Here is a 16168-nt window from a genome sequence, read left to right on the forward strand (position 1 = left end):
GTGGTGTGTGGACGTAAAGCGAAGCAGTCCACACACCAGGCCCCGGAGGCCCGTCACCGCACCCGACACCCACCCGCCCGCCGCAGGCGCAACGGTGAGGAACAGACAAGCATCACCTCAGCCCACGCCCCGCGCAGCGGACCCGTAACGAGGACAAGCCACTGCGGCGGGAAAGCCGACAACGTGCGGCGGCTAGTGAAACGTGTGCGGCTCCCCCGGAAACGCGCCGCCGACGACGTCCTCGGCGAATTCCTTGGCCGCGTCACCGAGCAGCTCCCGCAGGGCGACGTACTGCTTGACGAACTTCGGGACGCGGCCTGCGGTCATGCCGGCCATGTCGGTCCAGACCAGGACCTGCGCGTCGCAGTCGAGGCCCGCGCCGATGCCGACGGTCGGGATGTAGAGCGAACGGGTGACCTCGGCCGCCAGCTCGGCCGGTACCGCTTCCAGGACGACCGCGAACGCCCCGGCGTCCTGAACCGCCTTGGCGTCCCGCAGCAGCTGCTGGGCCGCCTCCTCTCCGCGCCCCTGGACGGGGTAGCCGCCGAAGGCGTTGACGGACTGCGGGGTCAGCCCGACATGGGCCATCACCGGGATGCCGGACGAGACGAGCAGCTCCACCTGCTCGGCGGAGCGCTCACCGCCCTCCAGCTTGACGGCGCCCACACCGGCTTCCTTCACCAGCCGGGTGGCGTTGCGCAGCGCCTGCACCGGCCCTTCCTGGTACGCGCCGAACGGCAGGTCGCCGATGACCATCGCGCGCTTGGTGCCGCGGACGACCGCCGCGGACAGCAGGGTCATCTCGTCCATGGTGACCGGCACGGTGGACTCGTAGCCGAGGTGGCAGTTGCCCATCGAGTCGCCGACGAGCAGGACCGGAATCCCGGCCTCGTCGAAGACGGAGGCGGTCATCGCGTCGTAGGCGGTGAGCATCGGCCACTTCTCGCCGCGCTCCTTGGCGGCGGCGATGTCGCGGACGGTGACCCGGCGGGACCCGGTGCCTCCGTAGAGCGCCTTGTCGACCGGCTTCTGGGCAGGCGAAAGCTGCGTCATGGTGACGGCTCCTCTTCGTCATCTCGAGGCACCCTGACGGTGTCCCCGGACTCCCCTCCATGCTGGCACGGCCCGCACGCAAAGGAAAAGGGAGCGGGAGCGGGAGCGGCCGGTCCGTTCACCCGGAGGAGGGGCGCGCCCGGGTTTACAATACGGAACGGTGTCGTATCGAAAACCGCTATCGTGACGGCATGGCCACCTCACCCCCCGCCCCGGGCGCACCGCCGGCCCGGGAGATCCCGGACCGCATCCACCGCCGCCGCTGGGCGATCCTGTCCACCCTCATGCTCAGCCTGCTGATCGTGGTGCTGGACAACTCGATCCTCAACGTCGCCATGAAGACCATCGCCACCCCGGCCCCCGTCGGCCTCGGCGCCACGCAGAGCCAGCTGGAATGGGCGATCAACTCCTACACCCTGGTCTTCGCCGGGCTGCTGTTCACCGCGGGGCTGGTCGGTGACCGTGTCGGCCGCAAGAAGGTGCTGCTCTTCGGGCTGGCCGTCTTCGGCGCCGGGTCGGTGCTGGCCGGGGTGTCCGGCTCGCCCGCCGAGCTGGTCACCTTCCGTGCCGTGATGGGGCTGGGCGGCGCCTTCGTCATGCCCGCCACCCTCGCCATCCTGATGAACGTCTTCGAGCGGGACGAGCAGCCCCGGGCGATCGGCATCTGGGCCGGCGGGGTGGGTATCGCCATCGCGGTCGGCCCGATCGCCGGCGGACTGCTGCTGGACCACTTCTGGTGGGGCTCGGTCTTCCTGATCAACGCGCCCATCGTGGTGCTCTCGCTGATCGCGATGCTGGTCCTGGTGCCCGACTCCAGGGACCCGCGGCCCGGCCGGATGGACCCGTTCGGGGTGCTGCTGTCCGTCGTCGGGCTGGTCCTGCTGGTCTACGGGATCATCAAGGGCGGGCAGCTCGCCGACTTCACCGACCCGCAGGTGCTCGGCACGGTCCTCGGCGGCCTGGCGGTGCTCGCCGTCTTCGTGCTGCACCAGAAGCGCAGCGACCACCCGTCCATCGACATCAGCTACTTCCGCGTGCCCGCCTTCTCGGCCGCCATCGCCGCCATCGCGCTGGTCTTCTTCGCGCTCATGGGCGTCTCGTTCTTCGCGGTCTTCTACGTCCAGAGCGTGCGCGGCTACAGCCCGCTGCAGGCCGGGCTGCTGTTCCTGCCACTGGCCGCCGCCCAGCTGCTCTTCGCACCGCGGGCCCGGCTCGCCGTGGACCGCTACGGCGCCCGCGCGGTGTGCACCTTCAGCATGTTCGTGGTGGCCGACACCATGCTGGGCCTGCTGCTGCTGAACAAGGACACCCCGATCTGGATCATGGAGGCGCTGCTCTTCCTGCAGGGGGCCGGGATGGCGCACATCATGCCGCCGGCCACCGTCGCGGTCATGCAGTCGCTGCCGCGGGAGAAGGCCGGCTCCGCCTCGGCGCTCAACAACGTCTTCCGGCAGGTCGGCGGCACCCTGGGGGTCGCCGTCCTCGGCTCGCTGCTGTCGACGAGCTACCGCGACCGCATCGAGGACACCCTCGACAGGGTGCCGGGACTGCCGGCCGCCGCCCGGCACGCGGCCGGCGAGTCCATCGAGGCGACGCTCGGCCTCGCGGACCGGATGGGCCCGGCCGGCCGGCCGCTGGCCCGCGCGGCCGATGACGCCTTCATCCACGCGATGCATGTCACCGCGCTCGGTTCGGCCGCCGTCGCACTGGTCGGGGCCCTGGTGAGCGTGCTGTTCCTGCCGGGCAAAATGAGACCGGCTCCGCAGGCGGCGGAGCCGCGGGAAGAGCGGAAGGCGGGCGTGGAGAGATGAGCCGGGCGGCGGAGGACCCCGAGGGCGCGGCGGCCGGGAGGCGGCCGGACCCGGCGGCCCCCGCGGGCCGCGGCCGGCCACGCAGCGCCGCCGCCGACTCCGCCATCATCGAGGCCGTGCTGCGCCTGCTCGAGGACGGCGTCTCCATAGGCGAGTTGTCCATGGAACGCATCGCCCGCGAGGCCGGCGTCGGCAAGGCCACGGTCTACCGCCGCTGGTCCGGCAAGAGCGCCCTGATGCTCGACGTCATGCGGTCCCTGGACATGACGGGCCCGCCGCCGGGCGGCCTGTCGGTACGCGACGACCTGGTCGCGCTGCTGGAGTTCCTGCGCCGCCGCGGACTCGCCAAGCGCGGCTCCGCACTGCTGCGCACGGTCGTCAGCCACGTCCAGGCACAGCCCGAACTGTGGGCGGAATATCACGACACCGTGGTACGGGCCCGCAGGGAGGCACTGCTCGGGGTGCTCCGGCGCGGGGTGGCCGGCGGCGAGATCCGGGGCGACCGCGACCTGGAGACGCTGGCCGACCTCTTCGTCGGCCCGATGCTGGCCCGCGCGCTGCTCCACGAGTGGAAGGAACTGCCCGAGGGGCTCCCGGCGGAGATCGTCGACACGGTCCTGGAGGGCGTCCGGCCGCCCGCGGGCTGAACTTCCCGGCGGCGGCGCCCGGTTGGACGCCCGCCAGGACCGCCCGGAGGCCGCGTACGGAGGACGCGCGCGCCCGCCGAACGCCCCGCCGTATGACCGGATCATGCCTGTTGTGTCACAGCGACTCGTCACAACCCCCGGTGCAGGAACCCCGACCCGTCACCGCGCCGTCCTCACTTCTAAGAAAGCGCATTACGTGCCATCGCCTAGGGTCGGAGACCACAGGTCAGGCGCATCGAAGCAAGGCAGTGAGGACAGCTACATGGCGCAGGCATACATGACGGAGCCGGGACAGGGGCACAACCCCGGGCAGGCCGGTTCCCGGGCCGAACGCCTGCGGAACTGGTGGCGCCCCGAGGGGATGTGGCGGCGCGGCATCGTGCTGGCGGTGCTCGCCGTACTGCTCGGCCTGCTGATGATTCTGCACGCCCGGATTCCCAACACCGTGGGAAACCTGGGCAGTCTGCTGGAGACCTTCCTGCCGTGGCTGGGGCTGGGCATCCCGGTGCTGCTCGTCGTCGCGGTGCTGCGCCGCTCGGCGACCGCGCTGGTGGCCCTGGTGCTGCCGGTCTTCGCCTGGGTCAACCTCTTCGGCGGGCAGATCACCGACAAGGCGGGCAATGGCGGCGACCTCACCGTCGCCACCCACAACGTGAACGCCGACAACCCCGACCCGGCGGCCACCGCCAAGGACATCGTCGCGTCCGACAGCGACGTGGTGGCCCTGGAGGAGCTGACCGGGGAGGCGCTGCCCGCCTACCGCAAGGGGCTGGCGAAGGCGTATCCGTACCACACGGTCGAGGGCACCGTGGGGCTGTGGAGCAAGCGCCCGCTGTCCGACACCCGGCCGGTGGACATCAAGATGGGCTGGACCCGCGCGCTGCGCGCCACCGTCACCGCCGCGGACGGCCAGAAGTTCGCCGTCTACGTCGCACACCTGCCGTCGGTGCGGGTCAAGGTCGAGGCGGGCTTCACCGCCAACCAGCGGGACGGCAGCGCCGCGGCGCTGGGCGAGGCCATCGCCGCCGACCCGGAGAAGAAGGTCGTGCTGCTGGGCGACCTCAACGGCACCATGAACGACCGCTCGCTGGCGCCGGTCACCTCCCAGATGCGCTCCGCGCAGGGCGCCGCGGGGGACGGCTTCGGCTTCAGCTGGCCGGCGGCGTTCCCGATGGCCCGGATCGACCAGATCATGATGAAGGGGATCGACCCGGTCAAGGCCTGGGTGATGCCGTCGACCGGCAGTGACCACCTTCCGGTGGCGGCGTCGGTGAAGATCTGACCGGCGCCGGGGCGCCGGCGGGGGAGAGCTGACACGGGTTCGTCACGCCCCGTTCCCGTGCCGGAATACCGGGCCTGGGAGGCTTTGTTCCGCAAAAGAACTTAAAGCTCCCGGTCCCCGTCCGGGTGCCGCCCGCCCGCCGCACCCCCGAAAGGTCTTCCATGCCCTTGGCTCTGCTCGCTCTCGCGATCTCGGCCTTCGGTATCGGCACCACGGAGTTCGTGATGATGGGCCTGCTGCCCGACGTCGCGGACGATCTGGGCACCTCGGTGCCCACCGCCGGCTACCTCGTCTCCGCCTACGCCCTCGGCGTCGTCATCGGCGCCCCGCTCCTGACCGCCCTCGGCTCCCGCATCCCGCGCAGGCGGATGCTGGTCGGGCTGATGGCGGTCTTCACGGTCGGCAACCTCGCCTCCGCCCTGGCCCCCACCTTCGGTCTGCTGATCGCCGGCCGGCTGCTGGCCGGGCTTCCGCACGGCGCGTTCTTCGGCGTCGGCGCGGTGGTCGCCGCGCGGCTGGTGCGCGAGGGCCGGCAGGCCCGCGCGGTCGCCACGATGTTCCTCGGTCTGACCGTCGCCAACATCATCGGCGTGCCCGCCGCGACCCTCCTGGGCCAGCAGCTCGGCTGGCGCGCCACCTTCCTCGTCGTGGCCGCCATCGGCCTGGCCGCCATGGCCTCCCTGGCCCGGCTGGTCCCGCCGCTGCCGGCCGACGAGCGCACCGGCCTGGGCCGTGAGCTGCGGGCGCTGGGCAGCGGCCAGGTGCTGCTCGGCCTGCTCACCACCGTCTTCGGCTTCGCCGGGATCTTCGCCGTCTACAGCTACCTCGCGTCGATGATGACCGAGGTCACCGGCTTCGCGGCGGGCTCGGTCCCGCTGGTCCTCGCCCTCTTCGGCATCGGGATGACCCTCGGCGCGCTCGCCGCGGGCCCCCTCACCGACCGGGCCCTGCGCCCGACCCTGTACGGCGCGCTGGCCGCCCTGGCCCTTGTCCTGACCGCCTTCCACTTCACCGCCCGGGTGACGTGGGCGGCGCTGGTCACGGTCGTCGTCATCGGTGCCGTCGGCTTCCTGACCACCACCCCGCTCCAGATGCTGGTCATGAACAAGGCCCAGCAGGCCCCGACCCTGGCCGCCGCCTCCAACCAGTCCGCCTTCAACCTCGCCAACGCCGGCGGCGCCTGGGTGGGCGGTCTGGCCCTGTCCGCCGGCTGGGGCTGGACCTCCCCGGCGCTGGTCGGCGCGGTCCTGGCGGCCCTCGGCCTGGCCGTCGCCCTCCTGGCCGGCCTCCTGGACCGCGGCGCCCGTGACACCTCCCGGGTCGTGGCCCGCAGCGAGGAGACGGCCCCGGAGCGGGCCACCGGCGCGGCGCTGGCGGCCGGGGACCGTACGGGCTGAGGCGGCGCGGGGCGGTGGCGGCCGGGGAGCGTACGGACCGACCGCCGCGCCCGCCGCCCTCCCGCCTCCCCTGACCGCCCGTCAGTCCCCTTCCCGCCAGTGGTTGGTGATCGGCAGCCGGCGGTCCTTGCCGAAGCCCTTCGCGGAGATCTTGGGGCCCGGCGGGTACTGGCGGCGCTTGTACTCGGCGTGGTCGACCATCCGCAGCACCCGCGTCACCAGGCCGGCGTCGAAGCCCTGGGCGGTGATCTCCTCCCGGCCGTGGTCGCGGTCGACGTACAGCTCCAGGATGCGGTCCAGGACGTCGTAGTCCGGGAGCGAGTCGGTGTCGACCTGGCCGGGGCGGAGTTCGGCGCTCGGGGGCTTGGTGAGGGTGTTCTCCGGGATCGGCGGGGTCTGGCCGCGGTCGGCGGCGGCCTGGTTGCGCCAGCGGGCCAGCTGGTAGACGACGGACTTGTAGACGTCCTTGATGGGGCCGTAGCCGCCCACCGAGTCGCCGTAGAGGGTCGAATAGCCGCAGGCCAGCTCGGACTTGTTGCCGGGGGCGAGGACCAGGTGGCCCTCCTGGTTGGAGATGGCCATCAGGGTGGTGCCCCTCAGGCGCGACTGCAGGTTCTCCTCCGCCAGGCCGGTGAGCGGCAGCGCCGCCATGTAGGCGTCGAACATCGGGCCGATCGGCACCGTACGGAAGGACAGGCCGGTACGGCGGGCGAGTTCGGCGGCGTCGGTCAGCGAGTGCTCCGACGAGTAGCGGGAGGGCATCGCCACCGCGTGCACCTGGGCCGCCCCCAGCGCGTCACAGGCCAGGGCGGCGACCAGCGCCGAGTCGATCCCGCCGGAGAGGCCGAGCACCACGCTGCCGAAGCCGTTCTTGGCGACATAGGCGCGCAGGCCGGTGACCAGCGCGGTGTAGATCTCCTCCAGGTCGCCGAGGCGCTCGGCGCTGCCCCCGGGGGGCTCGGCCGGGTAGGGCGGCAGGGGGTCGGGGGAGAGGGTGACATGGGTGACGCGCAGCCCGTCGTTCAGGATGCCCGAGGGGGGCTCGGGCGCCGCGGCCGGCAGGTCCAGGTCGACCAGCACACAGCCCTCCGCGAACTGCGGGGCCCGCGTGATCACCCCGCCGTCCCCGTCGACCACGATCGAGTCGCCGTCGAAGACCAGCTCGTCCTGCCCGCCGGTCATCGCCAGATAGGCGGTGGTGCAGCCGGCCTCGCGGGCCCGCCGGCGGACCAGCTCCAGCCGGGTGTCGTCCTTGTCCCGCTCGTACGGCGAGGCGTTGACCGACAGCAGCAGCCCGGCGCCCGCGCTGCGCGCCGCCGGCACCCGGCCGCCGTCCTGCCACAGGTCCTCGCAGATCGCCAGCGCGACATCCACCCCGTGCACCCGTACGACGGGCAGCGTGTCGCCGGGGACGAAGTAGCGGAACTCGTCGAAGACGCCGTAGTTGGGAAGGTGGTGCTTGGCGAAGGACAGCGCGACCTCGCCGCGGTACAGCACGGCGGCGGCGTTCTGCGGGGCGCCCGCGGGGCGGCCGTAGCGCGGGGTGGCCTGGGTACCGCGGTCGAGGTAGCCGACGACCACCGGCAGATCGCCCAGGCCCTGCCCGTCCAGCCGGGCGGCCAGCGCCCGCAGCGCGGCGCGGCTGGCCTCGACGAAGGAGGGGCGCAGCGCGAGGTCCTCGACGGGGTATCCGGTCAGCGCCATCTCGGGGAACGCGACGAGGTGGGCGCCCTGGTCCGCGGCGTGCCGGGTCCAGCGCACGATCGTCTCGGCGTTCCGCGCGAGGTCGCCGACGCAGGAGTCGGTCTGGCTGAGGGCGAGACGAAGCTGAGGCACCCCGCCAGTCTAATCGTCTTTCTGACGCAATGGGGGGTCGGCGCGGCGGGCGGAGCCGCGCCGGGCGGGGGAGGGCGGCCCGGCGGGCGGCATGACGGGCGCCCCGGCGCCGCGCCCGCCGGCCCCGGTACCACGCGCGGGGCCCTACCCCTTCCGGTAGCCGAGCACCGTCATCATCCCCGACTCCGAGTGGTAGACGTTGTGGCAATGGACCATCCACAGCCCGGGGTTGTCGGCGTCGAACTCGACATCGAGGCTGCGCCCCGGCAGCACGATCGCGCTGTCCTTGCGGGGTCCGCCGTTCGGCAGCGCGAAGTGGTGCCCGTGGATGTGCACGGGGTGCCACATGCGGGTGTGGTTGCGGATGGCCAGCCGCACCCGCTCACCGGCCCGGATCGGATTCCGGTGCGAGGGTGAGTACTGCCGCCCGTTGATCGCCCAGTCGAACTTCTTCATGGAGCCGGTGAGGTTCAGCTCGACGGTGCGGTCGGGGCGGCGGGCCACCGCCCGGACGCTCTCGGCCGCCCGCAGCCGGTAGGCGGACAGCAGCTTCCCGTCCAGCTCCCTGGGCCGGACGGACGTATCGGGAGCCCGGCCGCTGCCGGTGCGCAGCACCGCCTGCGCCGCGTGCTTCTTGCCCTCGGCGAGCGCGGTCAGCGGGAAGACGCCGTCCTTGGCGGTGACCAGGACGTCGTAGCGCTCGCCCATGCCGAGCAGCAGCGCCTCGGTCTCGGCGTGCTCGACGGGGAAGCCGTCGGCGTGCGTCACCGTCATCATGTGGCCGCCGAGCGCGACGCGATAGGCGGTGTCGGCGCCCGCGTTGAGGAAGCGGATGCGGATACGGTCGCCGGGCTTGGCGCGGAAGCTGTGCGGGTCCTTGGCGATCCGCCCGTTGATGAGGTGGTACGGGTAGTCCACATCGCCCGCGTCGCCGCCCAGCAGCGCGCTGTGCGAGCCCGTCAGTATCCGCGACGGGCCGCCGGCCACGGGCGCCGCCCCGTCCGCAGCCGGTGCGCCCCGGTCGCCCGCGGTCCCGTCCTCCTCCCCGTGCATGCCCCCGTGGCCGGACATGCCGCCCATACCGCGGTTCAGCTCGGCCAGCACACCGTCGGGGGTGCTGCCGTCCACCCCGTCGACCCAGTCGTCGAACACCACGACCCACTCCGTGTCGTAGGAGAGCGGCTCCTTGGGGTCGTCGACGATCAGCGGTGCGTACAGCCCGCGGTCCTGCTGGACCCGGGAGTGCGGATGCAGCCAGTAGGTGCCGGGGTGCGGGATCGCGAACCGGTAGGGGAAGGAGGCGCCGGGCATGACCGGCCGCTGGGTGAGGGTGGGCACGCCGTCCATGTCGTTGCGCAGCGCCAGGCCGTGCCAGTGCACGGAGGTGGACTGCGGCAGGTGGTTGGCGACGGTCACGGCGAGCGTCTCCCCGGCCGTGGCCCGGAGTGTCCTGCCGGGCAGCTCGTCGCCGTACGCCCAGGTGTCGACGGTGTGGCCGCCCAGGTCGATCCGGGTCGGGGTGGCGGTCATGGTGAACTCGCGCACCGGCCCCGGGCTCCGCTTGCGCTCGGTCTCGGCGACCTCCGGGCCGTCCGGGGAGACGTAGTCGTCCGGGGTGTCGCGGGGGGAGCCGGGGGCGGGGTCGCCGCCGTCCGTGCCGGAGTGCGGGCCGGGGCCGAAGGCGCCGAGGGCGCGGGCGGCCGGCAGACCGCTGCCGACGACGGCGATACCCGCGCCGAGCAGGGCGCGGCGGGAGTGCGTACGCATCAGAAGCACCTCGAGACGGTGTCGCTGGGTGAGGTCGGTACGGGGCGGGGGCGCCGCCGCGGACTCCGGTGGGCGTCGGCGGCACGGGCGCTCCTACAGGCGCGGCACCGACAGGCGGTCGAGGAGTGGGGGACGCGGCGGCGCGGATATGGGCCACGGTCCGGGCAGCGGGCGGCCGCGCCGGGCGACGGCCTTGCCCTCTTCCCGCATCGCGACCTCTCGACTCGACGGAACGACCAACCGGCGGACGCCGGGGAGGCCGGCACCCGGAGCCTACCCCCTAGGGGTATAGCCCTCCAGTAGTGGCCCGCCGACGGAGTGCACCGGCCGGCCGCCACCGCAGCCGGTCCGCCCGGCCCGGCCGACTGCGGTCCGCCGCGTCGGTGCCACCGCCTAACGTGCCCCCACCCGCCTATTCTTGGCCTTTCCGGGCCACCGGCGTGCCCGGCGTCCCGTGCCACCGGCCGGGTCCACCCGTTCACCGGCTGTCCGGGCCCCGGCGGCCCGCCCGTCCGCCCCCGCCGCGAGGCCCCGGAGAAGGAGACCGATGAGCCGAACCCGCCGCCTCCCCACCCCCGGCCGGTTCCTGCGCGTCGACGGCGTGCCGCTGCACGTCCTGACCGAGGGCCGCGGTCCGGTCTGCGTCCTCAGCGGCGGCCTCGGCATGGCGTGGTTCGACTGGGACGCGGTCGCCGCGCTGCTCGCCCCGTACCGCACCGTCGTCCGCTTCGACCGCCCCGGCCTCGGCCTGAGCGCCCCGGCACCCGCACCGCCCACCCTCACCGCCGAGGCCGACCGGATCGCCCACCTCCTCGACGCGCTCGGCCACTTCGGCCCGGCCACCGTCGTCGGCCACTCGCTCGCCGGATTCCACGCGGAGGCGTTCGCCCGGCGCCACCCGGACCGCTGCGCCGGGCTCGTCCTCGTCGACGGCAGTATCGAGGACGGCCCCCGGCCCCGGCTGCCGCGCGCGGTGCGGACCGTCTGGGCGGGCGGGGTGGCCGCCGCCCTGTCCGCCGCCGGGCTGCCGCGCGCCCTGGGCCCCGCCGCCCGCCGGCTGATCGGCCGCGTCTCCACCGTCGGCAGCCATCCGCCGCACCCGTGGGAACGCGCCGGCTACCGCACCAGCCGGGTCGCACGGGCCTGTGTCCTGGAGAACGCGACGTACCACTACCAGGCCGCCGAGCTCACCGCGCTGCGCGGCGACCGTCCGCTGCCCGGGGTGCCGGTGACCGTCCTCGCGGCCTACGACGGGAGCGAGACGGCGGGGCGGCTGCGGTGGCTGGAGCGGCAGCGGGGGCTCGCCGCTGAGCTGGGCGGCCGGTTCGCGGTCGCCGCGCCCGCCGGCCACCTGGTGATGGCCGATGTGCCGGAGTCGGTGGCGCGGGCGGTGCTGGACCTGTCGGGGACGGGGTACGACGCGGTGGTTCCGGGCCTGCCGTAGCGCCGGGGCCGCCGGGGCCCGCCGGGGAAGCCGCGCTACGAGATCTCCGCCCGCCCGGGGAACGGACCCCTCAATTCCGGGTCAACGCCCCCTCAGCGCCCCTCCAAGACTGCGCCAAGCCCCCCGATTGCCGTCACCGGCCGCGCTGAGCCGCCACGACGCGGGAAGAATGCGGGGTGGGGGTTACGGGACGGCGGTTCTGGTTCAGGGCAAGGGTGCGTAATGTGACGGTAACCCCCTCACGTGATACTGGTGCCACAGCACGTTGTTCCACGTGGCTGGACGGGCCGATTGACCTGCAAGGATTGGTGACCCATGGACAAGCAGCAGGAGTTTGTGCTCCGAACGCTCGAGGAGCGCGACATCCGCTTCGTACGGCTGTGGTTCACCGATGTACTCGGGTTCCTCAAGTCCGTGGCGGTGGCCCCCGCCGAGCTGGAGCAGGCCTTCGACGAGGGCATCGGCTTCGACGGCTCGGCCATCGAGGGCTTCGCCCGGGTGTACGAGTCCGACATGATCGCCAAGCCCGACCCCGGCACCTTCCAGATCCTGCCCTGGCGCGCCGAGGCACCCGGCACCGCCCGGATGTTCTGCGACATCCTGATGCCGGACGGCTCCCCCTCCTACGCCGACCCGCGCTACGTCCTCAAGCGCATCCTGGCCAAGACCTCCGACCTCGGCTTCACCTTCTACACCCACCCCGAGATCGAGTTCTTCCTGCTCAAGGACAAGCCCGTCGACGGCTCCCGGCCGATCCCGGGCGACTCCTCGGGCTACTTCGACCACACCCCGCAGAACGTCGGCATGGACTTCCGCCGCCAGGCGATCACGATGCTGGAGTCGATGGGCATCTCGGTGGAGTTCAGCCACCACGAGGGCGCCCCCGGCCAGCAGGAGATCGACCTGCGCTACGCCGACGCCCTCTCGACCGCCGACAACATCATGACGTTCCGCCTGGTCATGAAGCAGGTCGCGCTGGAGCAGGGCGTGCAGGCCACCTTCATGCCCAAGCCGTTCTCGGAGTACCCGGGCTCCGGCATGCACTCCCACCTCTCGCTCTTCGAGGGCGACCGCAACGCCTTCCACGAGTCCGGCTCCGAGTACCAACTCTCCAAGGTCGGCCGCTCGTTCATCGCCGGGCTGCTCAGGCACGCCGGCGAGATCTCCGCCGTCACCAACCAGTGGGTCAACTCCTACAAGCGCATCTGGGGCGGCGCCAACCGCACCGCGGGCGCCGGCGGCGAGGCCCCCTCCTACATCTGCTGGGGCCACAACAACCGCTCCGCGCTGATCCGCGTGCCGATGTACAAGCCCGGCAAGATGGGCTCGACCCGGGTCGAGGTCCGCTCCATCGACTCCGGCGCCAACCCGTACCTGACGTACGCCGTGCTGCTCGCGGCCGGCCTCAAGGGCATCGAGGAGGGCTACGAGCTCCCGGCCGGCGCCGACGACGACGTCTGGGCGCTGTCCGACTCCGAGCGCCGCGCGATGGGCATCGAGCCGCTGCCGCAGAACCTCGGCGAGGCCATCGAGCTGATGGAGCGCAGCGAACTGGTCGCCGAGACCCTCGGTGAGCACGTCTTCGACTTCTTCCTCCGCAACAAGAAGCAGGAGTGGGAGGAGTACCGCTCGGAGGTCACCGCCTTCGAGCTGCGCAAGATGCTGCCCGTGCTCTGAGCCACCGCGCCACCGAGAGGCTGCACCATGGCACTTCCCGCTCCGCAGGGACGGCGGAGCAGCACCTTCAGCCGGCTGCTGAGGCACGGTTTCACCGACCCCTCGGCGGCCGGGGAGCTGCTCGATTCCCCACCGTTCGCGTCCGTACGCGATGACTCGGTGCTGCTGGAGGCGCTGGGCGCCACCGCCGACCCGGACCTCGCGCTGCACAGCCTGGCCCGGCTCGTCGAGGCCCAGGAACCGGACGACCAGCAGACGCTGCTGAGCACCGTCGCCGCGGCGAAACCGCTGCGCGACCGGCTGCTCGGGGTGCTGGGCGCCTCCGAGGCGCTCGCCGACCACCTCGTCCGGCACCCGCACGACTGGCAGTCCCTGGTCACCTACGAGTCGGTGGACCTGCACCCCACCACCCCCGAGTTCGAGCTGGCGCTCGCCGAGGGGATCTGGGCCGGACAGAACGCCGAACGGCCGCGCGCGGACGCCCTGCGCACCGCCTACCGCCGTGCCCTGCTGGGCATCGCCGCCCGCGACGTGTGCGGGACGACCGATGTCGCCGAGGCCGCCGCGGAGCTGGCGGACCTGGCCACCGCCACCCTCCGCGCCGCCCTGGAGATCAGCTACGAGGAGGCCCCGGGCGACGCCGCGGTGTGCCGGCTGGCGGTCATCGGCATGGGCAAGTGCGGCGGCCGGGAGCTGAACTACGTCTCGGACGTCGACGTCATCTTCGTCGCCGAGGCCAAGGAAGGCGTCGACGAGGCCAAGGCGCTCCAGGCCGCGACCCGGCTCGCCGCCCGCATGATGCGGGTCTGCTCGGACAACACCGCCGAGGGCACCATCTGGCCGGTGGACGCCAACCTGCGCCCCGAGGGCCGCAACGGCCCGCTGGTGCGCTCCCTCTCCAGCCACCTCGCCTACTACCAGCGCTGGGCCAAGACCTGGGAGTTCCAGGCGCTGCTCAAGGCCCGCCCGATGGCCGGCGACCTGCAACTGGGCCAGGAGTACGTGGACGCGCTGGCGCCGATGGTGTGGGAGGTCGCCGAACGGGAGAACTTCGTCGCCGACGTCCGCCAGATGCGCCGCCGGGTCGTCGAGAACATCCCCGCGGCCCAGGTCGAGCGGGAACTCAAGCTCGGCCCCGGCGGACTGCGCGACGTCGAGTTCGCCGTGCAGCTGCTCCAGCTGGTGCACGGCCGCAGCGACGCCACACTCCGCAGCTCCACCACCCTCGACGCCCTGGCCGCTCTGGCGGCCGGCGGCTACGTCGGACGCCAGGACGCCGCCGCCCTGGACGCCGCCTACCGCTTCCTGCGCACGCTGGAACACCGCATCCAGCTCTTCCGGATGCGCCGTACGCACCTGATGCCCGAGGACGAGGGCGAACTGCGGCGCCTGGCCCGCTCGCTGGGCCTGCGCACCGAACCGGTGGACACCCTCCGCAAGGAGTGGCGGTGGCACGCCCGCGAAGTCCGCCGGCTGCACGAGAAGCTCTTCTACCGGCCGCTGCTCGACGCCGTCGCCCACCTGGAGCCCGGCGAGGCCCGGCTGTCCGCCAAGGCCGCCGGCCACCGCCTCGAAGCGCTCGGCTACGCCGACCCGGTCGCCGCCCTGCGGCACCTGGAGGCGCTCGCGTCCGGCGTGACCCGTAAGGCCGCCATCCAGCGGACGCTGCTGCCGGTGCTGCTCGCCTGGTTCGCGGACTCCGCCGACCCCGACGCCGGACTGCTCAACTTCCGCAAGGTGTCCGACGCGCTCGGCAAGACCCCCTGGTACCTGCGGCTGCTGCGCGACGAGGGCGCCGCCGCCGAGAACCTCGCCCGGGTGCTGTCCGCCGGCCGCCTCGCCCCCGACCTGCTGCTGCGCGCCCCCGAGGCGGTCGCCCTGCTCGGCGCCCCCGACGGGCTCCAGCCGCGCTCCCGGGCCGCCCTGGAGCAGGAGGTGCTGGCTGCCGTCGGCCGCGCGGACGGTGCGGAGGCGGCGGTCGCCGCGGCCCGCGGGGTGCGCCGCAGAGAGCTGTTCCGCACGGCCGCCGCGGACGTCATCGGCGCGTACGGCACGGAGTTCAGCCCCGCGGACAACGACCACGGCCACTCCGTCGACGCCGTCGGCTCCGCCGTCTCCGACCTCAACGCCGCCACCCTCGCCGGAGCCCTGCGCGCCGCCGTCCGCCAGCAGTGGGGCGACACCCTGCCCACCCGCTTCGCGGTCATCGGCATGGGCCGCTTCGGCGGCCGCGAACTGAGCTACGGCTCCGACGCCGACGTCCTCTTCGTCCACGAACCGCGCGAGGGCGCCGACGAACAGGAGGCCGCCAAGGCCGCCCACGCCGTCGCCAACGAGATGCGCCGGCTGCTCGAACTCCCCTCCTCCGACCCGCCGTTGCCCATCGACGCCGACCTGCGCCCGGAGGGCAGATCGGGCCCGCTGGTACGCACCCTCGCCTCGTACGCCGCCTACTACCGGCGCTGGTCCCTGGTATGGGAGTCCCAGGCCCTGCTGCGCGCCGAACCCGCCGCCGGCGACCTCGAACTGGGACAGCGCTTCATCGAGCTGATCGACCCGCTGCGCTACCCCGCCGAGGGCCTGGGCGACGACGCGGTCCGCGAGATCCGCAAACTCAAGGCCCGCATGGAGGCCGAACGGCTGCCCCGCGGCGCCGACCCCACCACCCACGCCAAGCTGGGCCGCGGCGGCCTGAGCGACGTCGAGTGGACGGTACAGCTCCTCCAGATGCAGCACGGCTGGGAGATCCCCGGCCTGCGCACCACCCGCACCCGCGAGGCGTTGGCGGCCGCCCACGCCGCCGACCTGATCAACACCGAGGACGCCCAGACCCTCGACGAGGCATGGGTCCTGGCCGCCCGCGTACGCAACGCCGTCATGGTCGTCCGCGGCCGCCCCGGCGACACGTTCCCCGTCGACGGCCGCGAACTGGCGGCCGTGGGCCGCTACCTGGGCTACGAGGAAGGCCACATCGGCGAGATGATCGACGACTACCGCCGCGTGACCCGCCGGGCGCGGGGGGTTGTGGAGGAGATCTTCTACGGAGCGTAAGTGCTCCGGCGGCCTTCCCACGTTTTCGGCTTTGCCGCCGTGGTGGCCTGGCGTTGTTTCGGGTCCGCTGCGCGGGGCGTGGGTGCGGGTGATGTTTGTTGCTGCCTCCGCCGTTGCGCCTGCGGCGGGCGGGTGGTTGTCGGGTGCGGTGACGGGCCTCCGGGGCCTGGTGTGTGGACTGCTTCGCTTTACGTCCACACACC

General features: G+C 73.1%; 10 protein-coding genes. 7 read left to right on the forward strand and 3 right to left on the reverse strand.

Annotated features, from left to right (window positions below; all coding sequences use genetic code 11):
• Positions 1 to 192: 192 nt before the first annotated feature.
• On the reverse strand, positions 193 to 1053 hold the full coding sequence (gene panB / locus ACWC9R_RS35710; protein WP_450737911.1) for a 3-methyl-2-oxobutanoate hydroxymethyltransferase: 861 nt from the start codon (positions 1051 to 1053) through the stop codon (positions 193 to 195).
• Between the two features lie 191 nt (positions 1054 to 1244).
• On the opposite strand from panB, the gene ACWC9R_RS35715 reads away from it, so the two are divergent.
• From ACWC9R_RS35715 to ACWC9R_RS35730, 4 genes are all read left to right on the forward strand, one after another.
• Entirely contained in the window at positions 1245 to 2864 is a 1620-nt protein-coding gene (locus ACWC9R_RS35715; protein WP_450737912.1) for an MFS transporter, read from the forward strand.
• The gene (locus ACWC9R_RS35720; RefSeq protein ID WP_450737914.1) at positions 2861 to 3511 is read left to right on the forward strand and encodes a TetR/AcrR family transcriptional regulator; all 651 of its coding nucleotides are present in this window, start codon (positions 2861 to 2863) and stop codon (positions 3509 to 3511) included. The genes ACWC9R_RS35715 and ACWC9R_RS35720 overlap by 4 nt, the downstream gene beginning before the upstream one ends.
• Before the next feature lie 277 nt (positions 3512 to 3788).
• Positions 3789 to 4793 (forward strand): endonuclease/exonuclease/phosphatase family protein, encoded by a 1005-nt coding sequence (locus ACWC9R_RS35725; RefSeq protein ID WP_450737927.1) that lies wholly within the window; start codon positions 3789 to 3791, stop codon positions 4791 to 4793.
• 161 nt (positions 4794 to 4954) lie between these two features.
• Complete coding sequence (locus tag ACWC9R_RS35730) at positions 4955 to 6190, forward strand: MFS transporter (RefSeq protein ID WP_450737916.1); 1236 nt, start codon at positions 4955 to 4957, stop codon at positions 6188 to 6190.
• 81 nt (positions 6191 to 6271) lie between these two features.
• Here ACWC9R_RS35730 and ACWC9R_RS35735 read toward each other — a convergent pair whose 3' ends face one another.
• Complete coding sequence (locus tag ACWC9R_RS35735) at positions 6272 to 8026, reverse strand: NAD+ synthase (RefSeq protein ID WP_450737918.1); 1755 nt, start codon at positions 8024 to 8026, stop codon at positions 6272 to 6274.
• A 144-nt stretch (positions 8027 to 8170) separates the two neighbouring features.
• On the reverse strand, positions 8171 to 9793 hold the full coding sequence (locus ACWC9R_RS35740; protein WP_450737920.1) for a multicopper oxidase family protein: 1623 nt from the start codon (positions 9791 to 9793) through the stop codon (positions 8171 to 8173).
• A 547-nt stretch (positions 9794 to 10340) separates the two neighbouring features.
• On the opposite strand from ACWC9R_RS35740, the gene ACWC9R_RS35745 reads away from it, so the two are divergent.
• The 3 genes from ACWC9R_RS35745 (at position 10341) to ACWC9R_RS35755 (ending at position 15965) form a co-directional block, all read left to right on the forward strand.
• Positions 10341 to 11237, forward strand: coding sequence for an alpha/beta fold hydrolase (locus tag ACWC9R_RS35745; protein WP_450737921.1), 897 nt, complete (start codon positions 10341 to 10343; stop codon positions 11235 to 11237).
• A gap of 315 nt (positions 11238 to 11552) precedes the next feature.
• The gene (gene glnA, locus ACWC9R_RS35750) at positions 11553 to 12914 is read left to right on the forward strand and encodes a type I glutamate--ammonia ligase (RefSeq protein WP_450737923.1); all 1362 of its coding nucleotides are present in this window, start codon (positions 11553 to 11555) and stop codon (positions 12912 to 12914) included.
• Positions 12915 to 12941: 27 nt separating this feature from the next.
• Positions 12942 to 15965: a bifunctional [glutamine synthetase] adenylyltransferase/[glutamine synthetase]-adenylyl-L-tyrosine phosphorylase gene (locus ACWC9R_RS35755; protein WP_450737925.1), complete on the forward strand. Its 3024-nt coding sequence runs from the start codon at positions 12942 to 12944 to the stop codon at positions 15963 to 15965.
• Positions 15966 to 16168: the final 203 nt, after the last annotated feature.

The organism is Streptomyces sp. NPDC001219, assembly GCF_053597915.1.

Excerpts from the sequence above, each read along its gene's own strand:
- panB (WP_450737911.1), bottom strand. The coding sequence starts at position 1,053 with ATGACGCAGCTTTCGCCTGCCCAGAAGCCGGTCGACAAGGCGCTCTAC.
- ACWC9R_RS35715 (WP_450737912.1), top strand. The coding sequence starts at position 1,245 with ATGGCCACCTCACCCCCCGCCCCGGGCGCACCGCCGGCCCGGGAGATC.
- ACWC9R_RS35720 (WP_450737914.1), top strand. The coding sequence starts at position 2,861 with ATGAGCCGGGCGGCGGAGGACCCCGAGGGCGCGGCGGCCGGGAGGCGG.
- ACWC9R_RS35725 (WP_450737927.1), top strand. The coding sequence starts at position 3,789 with ATGACGGAGCCGGGACAGGGGCACAACCCCGGGCAGGCCGGTTCCCGG.
- ACWC9R_RS35730 (WP_450737916.1), top strand. The coding sequence starts at position 4,955 with ATGCCCTTGGCTCTGCTCGCTCTCGCGATCTCGGCCTTCGGTATCGGC.
- ACWC9R_RS35740 (WP_450737920.1), bottom strand. The coding sequence starts at position 9,793 with ATGCGTACGCACTCCCGCCGCGCCCTGCTCGGCGCGGGTATCGCCGTC.
- ACWC9R_RS35745 (WP_450737921.1), top strand. The coding sequence starts at position 10,341 with ATGAGCCGAACCCGCCGCCTCCCCACCCCCGGCCGGTTCCTGCGCGTC.
- glnA (WP_450737923.1), top strand. The coding sequence starts at position 11,553 with ATGGACAAGCAGCAGGAGTTTGTGCTCCGAACGCTCGAGGAGCGCGAC.
- ACWC9R_RS35755 (WP_450737925.1), top strand. The coding sequence starts at position 12,942 with ATGGCACTTCCCGCTCCGCAGGGACGGCGGAGCAGCACCTTCAGCCGG.